3 protein-coding genes and 1 pseudogene are annotated in these 5,645 nt (G+C 75.2%); 3 read left to right on the forward strand and 1 reads right to left on the reverse strand.

The window, feature by feature from the left end:
- From cobT to GT045_RS28720, 3 genes are all read left to right on the forward strand, one after another.
- Positions 1 to 3,033 carry a nicotinate-nucleotide--dimethylbenzimidazole phosphoribosyltransferase gene (gene cobT, locus GT045_RS28710; protein ID WP_345942785.1) on the forward strand — a complete coding sequence of 1,011 codons (3,033 nt, stop codon included), beginning with the start codon at positions 1 to 3 and terminating at the stop codon, positions 3,031 to 3,033.
- A 141-nt stretch (positions 3,034 to 3,174) separates the two neighbouring features.
- On the forward strand, positions 3,175 to 4,410 hold the full coding sequence (gene cobA, locus GT045_RS28715; RefSeq protein WP_161335964.1) for a uroporphyrinogen-III C-methyltransferase: 1,236 nt from the start codon (positions 3,175 to 3,177) through the stop codon (positions 4,408 to 4,410).
- 73 nt (positions 4,411 to 4,483) lie between these two features.
- Entirely contained in the window at positions 4,484 to 5,302 is an 819-nt protein-coding gene (locus tag GT045_RS28720; protein ID WP_161335965.1) for an RNA methyltransferase, read from the forward strand.
- A gap of 92 nt (positions 5,303 to 5,394) precedes the next feature.
- On the opposite strand, the pseudogene GT045_RS28725 reads toward GT045_RS28720, so the two are convergent.
- Positions 5,395 to 5,645, reverse strand: a pseudogene (locus GT045_RS28725) (serine/threonine protein kinase); the annotation flags it as partial.

Raw genomic sequence — 5,645 nt, forward strand, 5'->3', positions numbered from 1 at the left:
GTGTTCCAGCCCGCGGATCCGTCCGCCGACCAGGGGGTGGCCCAGACCGCCGGTGCGGCTGTCGCCGAGGGTGTGGCCGAGCCCGCCGACCCCGCGACCGCCCCGAGCGTCGCCCAGCCCACCGACCCCGCAGCCGCACAGGACGTCGACCAGCCGGCGCCCGCCGAGGTTCCGGCCCCCACCGCCGAACCGGGCACACCGGAGGGCGCGGCCGTGAACACCGGCGCCGGCCTCCCCGCTCAGCCCGGCGTTGAGGCGCCCGCCGTCGGTGACGCCGTCCCGGGCGCTCAGCCCGCCGTCGGCGAGGCCGTACCGACGGCTCAGCCCGCCGTCGATGACGCCGTCCCTGCCGCTCAGCCCGCCGTCGGCGACGCCGTTCCGGCCGCCCAGGCCGCCGTCGCGCAGGCCCAGCAGCCCGGCACCCCCGCGCCGGAGGTGTCTCAGCCCCAGCCCTCGGCCCAGCCTCAGGTCCTGGACGCTGAAGTGCCGCAGGCCGCTGCTGACCCCGCGGCCCCGGACGCCGTACCCACCCCGCCCGCCGGTGACGGCACCCAGGCCACGGAACCGTCCGAGCCCGCTGTGCTCCAGGTCCAGGGGCCGCAGCTCGCCCAGAACGCACCTCACGGCACCGGCACCGCGACCGTGACCGCCGTAGCCCAGGACCAGGCACCGGCCACCGTCGGCCAGGCACAGGGAACCGACCCGGCACCGGCCGCCGCCGGCCAGGCACCGGCCGCCAGCCCGGCACCGGCCACCGACCCGACGCAGGCCGCCGCCCCGGCACCGGCCACTGACCCGACGCAGGCCGCCGCCCCGGAACAGAGCAGCGCCCCCGCACAGGGCAGCGCCCCGGCAGCCACCGTCGACGCCCCGCCCAGCGCCCCGCAGCTCCAGTCCCAGGCGGCCGACGCGGCCTCGGCGGACCCCGGAGCGGACCCGCAGCACGGGCAGGCCGCTCAGGCGGAGCAGCTTCTGCCCTCCGGCCTGCCGGGCGAGCCCGAGCAGCCGCTTGGGCTGTTCGTGCCGGTGGAGGGGCAGGTGCCGACGACCCCGCACCTGGCGCCCACCCCGCCGCAGCCGCTCGTGCTGCCCCCGGAGGGTGACGCCCAGGGTCCGCAGGGTCCCCACGAGCAGCCGGAGCCGGCGGCCACCGTCCCCGCGCCGCGCGAGGGCGAGCCGGCCGCCGTGCCGGACGCGGAGCACGCCCCCGGTGTCGTCCAGCACGCGGACGACCTGCGGACCAGGGGTGCCGACCAGGAGGAGGGCACGCCCGCGGTGACGCAGGCACGGCAGCCCACCGGTCCGGCCGCGCCCGGATACGCCGACGCGGAGCGCGAGGCCGTCCTGAAGGTGATGCGCGAACGCCGTGACATCCGCAACGGCTTCCGCAGCGACCCCATCCCGCACGAGGTGCTGCTCAGGGTCCTGGAGGCGGCGCACACCGCGCCGTCCGTGGGCCACTCGCAGCCCTGGGACTTCGTCGTCATCCGGTCCGCCGAGACCCGGCGGACCATGCACGAACTGGCGATGCGGCAGCGCGAGGCGTACGCCAAGTCGCTGCCGAAGGGCCGGGCGAAGCAGTTCAAGGAACTGAAGATCGAGGCCATCCTCGACACCCCGGTCAACATCGTCGTCACCGCCGACCCCACCCGCGGCGGCCGCCACACGCTCGGCCGTCACACCCAGCCGCAGATGGCGCCCTACTCCTCGGCGCTCGCGGTGGAGAATCTCTGGCTCGCCGCCCGCGCCGAAGGACTCGGCGTCGGCTGGGTCAGCTTCTTCGACGAGCGGGAGATGGTCCGCGCGCTCGGCCTGCCCGAGCACCTGGAAGCCGTCGCCTACCTGTGTGTCGGGTACGTCGACGAGTTCCCGGACGAGCCGGAGCTGATGCAGGCCGGCTGGTCCAAGAGGCGCCCCCTGTCCTGGGTGGTGCACGAGGAGACGTACGGCCGCCGCGCCCTGCCCGGAGAGGAACCCCACGACCTGCTCGCCGAGACCGTCGCACAGATCCGCCCGCTCGACGCCAAAGCCCTCGGCGAAGCGTGGGAACGCCAGAAGCGCATGACCAAGCCGGCCGGCGCGCTGGGCATGCTGGAGATCATCTCCGCCCAGCTGTCCGGGTTGTCCCGGCAGTGCCCGCCGCCGATCCCGGAACCCGCCGCCGTCGCGATCTTCGCCGGCGACCACGGTGTGCACGCCCAGGGCGTCACCCCCTGGCCGCAGGAGGTGACGGCCCAGATGGTGGCCAACTTCCTCGGCGGGGGAGCCGTCTGCAACGCCTTCGCCGCCCAGGTCGGCGCCGAGGTGTGCGTCGTGGACGTGGGCGTGGCCGCCGACCTGCCGGCCACCCCGGGCCTGCTGCCGCGCAAGATCCGCGGTGGCACCTCCGACATGACCGCCGGCCCCGCGATGACCCGCGAGGAGGCCAAGGCGGCCATCGAGGTGGGCATCGAGACCGCCCGCGACCTGGTGGCGGCCGGCAACAAGGCGCTGCTCACCGGTGAGATGGGCATCGCCAACACCACCGCCTCCGCCGCGCTGATCTCCGTCTTCACCGGCGCCGACCCGGCCGAGGTGACCGGCCGCGGCACCGGCATCAACGACGAGACGCTGGCCCGCAAGACCGAGGTGATCCGCCGCGCGCTGGAACTCCACCAGCCGGACCCCGCCGACCCCATCGGTGTCCTCGCCGCGATCGGCGGCTTCGAGCACGCGGCCATGGTCGGCCTGCTGCTCGGTGGTGCCTCGCTGCGTACGCCGGTGATCCTGGACGGGGTCAGCGCCGGGGCCGCGGCCCTCGTCGCCCGCGCCATCGCCCCGGAGGTGCTCGCGGCCTGCATCGCCGGTCACCGCAGCGCCGAGCCCGGCCACATGGCGGCCCTCAACAAGCTGGGGCTGCGCCCGCTGGTCGATCTCGACCTGCGGCTCGGCGAGGGCACGGGCGCGCTGCTCGCGCTGCCGCTGGTCCAGAGCACGGCGCGCGCCATGCACGAGGTGGCGACGTTCGACTCGGCCGGCGTCACCGAGAAGTAACCGCCGCGGGGCGGGAGGCCCGGTGCCCAAGAACTGGACCTCCCGTGCCCCGCACCGCATCCACGGCATAAAATCCGCACGTCAGGGCCGCTTCGAAGGTGCAGCGCGCCCAGCTCACCGCTGCCCGAGGAGCCGTACCTCATGGCCGAACACCCCGCCTACCCCGTGGGCCTTCGCCTCTCCGGCCGCCGCGCGGTCGTCGTCGGCGGCGGCCAGGTGGCCCAGCGGCGTCTGCCGGCGCTCATCGCCGCCGGTGCGGACATCGTGCTGATCTCCCCCGAGGCGACCCCGTCCGTCGAGGCCATGGCCGACGCGGGCGAGATCGCCTGGGTCCGGCGCGGATACCAGGACGGTGACCTCGCGGGCGCCTGGTACGCGCTCGTCGCCTCCAGCGACGCCGACGCGAACACCCGGGCCTCCGCCGAGGCGGAGCGGCACCGCGTCTGGTGCGTCCGCTCCGACGACGCCGACGAGGCGACGGCCTGGACCCCGGCGACCGGCCACAGCGAGGGCGTCACCGTCGCCGTGCTCACCCGGAACCCGCACGACCGCGACCCGCGCCATGTCGCCGCCGTCCGGGACGCGATCGTGGCGGGCCTGCACGACGGCACCCTCGTCGTCCCGCAGCACGACCGCGCCCGCACGCCCGGCGTGGCCCTGGTCGGCGGCGGCCCCGGCGACCCCGACCTGATCACGGTCCGCGGCCGGCGCCTGCTCGCCGAGGCGGACGTCGTCATCGCCGACCGGCTGGGCCCGCGTGACCTGCTCGCCGAGCTGCCCTCGCACGTCGAGGTGATCGACGCGGCCAAGATCCCCTACGGCCGGTACATGGCCCAGGAGGCCATCAACGCCGCGCTCATCGAGCACGCCGCGCAGGGCAAGGCGGTCGTCCGGCTCAAGGGCGGTGACCCGTTCGTGTTCGGCCGGGGCATGGAGGAGGTCCAGGCGCTCGCCGAGGCGGGCATCCCGTGCACCGTGGTCCCCGGCATCTCCAGCTCGATCTCGGTGCCCGGCGCGGTCGGCATCCCGGTCACGCACCGGGGGGTCGCCCATGAGTTCACCGTGGTCAGCGGCCACGTGGCGCCCGACGACGAGCGGTCCCTGGTCGACTGGGCCGCCCTGGCCCGGCTCACCGGCACCCTCGTGATCCTGATGGGCGTCGACAAGATCGGCAAGATCGCCGAGGCGCTCGTCGCGCACGGCAGGCCGCCGCAGACACCGGTGGCCCTCGTCCAGGAGGGGACGACGGCCGCCCAGCGCCGGGTGGACGCCACCCTGGCCACGGTCGCGGAGACCGTACGTACCGAGGACGTGCGGCCGCCGGCGGTCATCATCGTCGGCGAGGTCGTACGGGTCGGCCCCGAACCCACCGCCTGATCAACCGTGACCCGGGGTAACACCCCTCTTCCGAGCCGTTGGCACCACACCCAGGACAAGGCAGTATCACCCTGTGGCCGATCTCATCACCGTCGAGGATCCCGACGACCCGCGCCTCTCCGACTACACCGGTCTGACCGACGTCGAGCTGCGCCGCAAGCGGGAACCCGCCGAGGGCCTGTTCATCGCCGAGGGCGAGAAGGTCATCCGCAGAGCCAAGGAAGCCGGCTACGAGATGCGCTCGATGCTGCTCTCGGCCAAGTGGGTCGACGTCATGCGCGACGTCATCGACGAACTCCCGGCGCCGGTCTACGCCGTCAGCCCGGAACTCGCCGAACGGGTCACCGGCTACCACGTGCACCGCGGCGCCCTCGCGTCCATGCAGCGCAAGCCGCTGCCGACGGCCGGTGAGCTGCTGCGCTCCGCCCGCCGGGTGGTGGTCATGGAGTCGGTGAACGACCACACCAACATCGGCGCCATCTTCCGCTCGGCCGCGGCCCTCGGCATGGACGCGGTGCTGCTGTCGCCCGACTGCGCCGACCCGCTGTACCGGCGGAGCGTCAAGGTCTCCATGGGGGCGGTGTTCTCGGTGCCGTACGCCCGGCTGGAGACCTGGCCGCGGGATCTGGACTCGGTCCGCGAGGCGGGCTTCACGCTGCTCGCGCTGACTCCGGACGAGAAGGCCAGCAGCCTGGACGAGGCCGCCCCGCACCGGATGGACCGGGTGGCACTCATGCTCGGCGCGGAGGGCGACGGGCTGTCCACGCAGGCCCTGGTCGCCGCCGACGAGTGGGTCCGCATCCCGATGTCCCACGGCGTCGACTCGCTCAACGTGGGAGCGGCGGCCGCGGTCGCGTTCTACGCCGTGACGACCGGCCGGCCGGAGAACTGACCGGGCGCGGGCCGGCCCCCACGCCCGCCCCGGAAGCCGCCCGCCCCGGACGCCGCCCGGAACCGGCGGCGCTCAGTTCCCGGCGTCGGCGCTCAGTTCCCGGCGTCGGTGCTCAGCACCGACGGACGCCGGTCCGCCGGGAACCCCGCGTCGCCCGGCGGCGGATAGCCCGGCCCCGCGTGCCGCTGCCGCTGGACACCGCCGTCGCCGCCGAGCCCGCGCGCCGGGCCCTGACAGCCCTGGGCCACCGCGATACCGAGCGCCACCAGCAGCGTCACCACCACGAACACGAACAGCCGCTGCCGCAGCAGCCGCGGATTGGCCGGCCGCCGGAACCCCGACG

The sequence above is a fragment of the Streptomyces sp. SID486 genome (assembly GCF_009865385.1).
GTDB lineage: Bacteria > Actinomycetota > Actinomycetes > Streptomycetales > Streptomycetaceae > Streptomyces.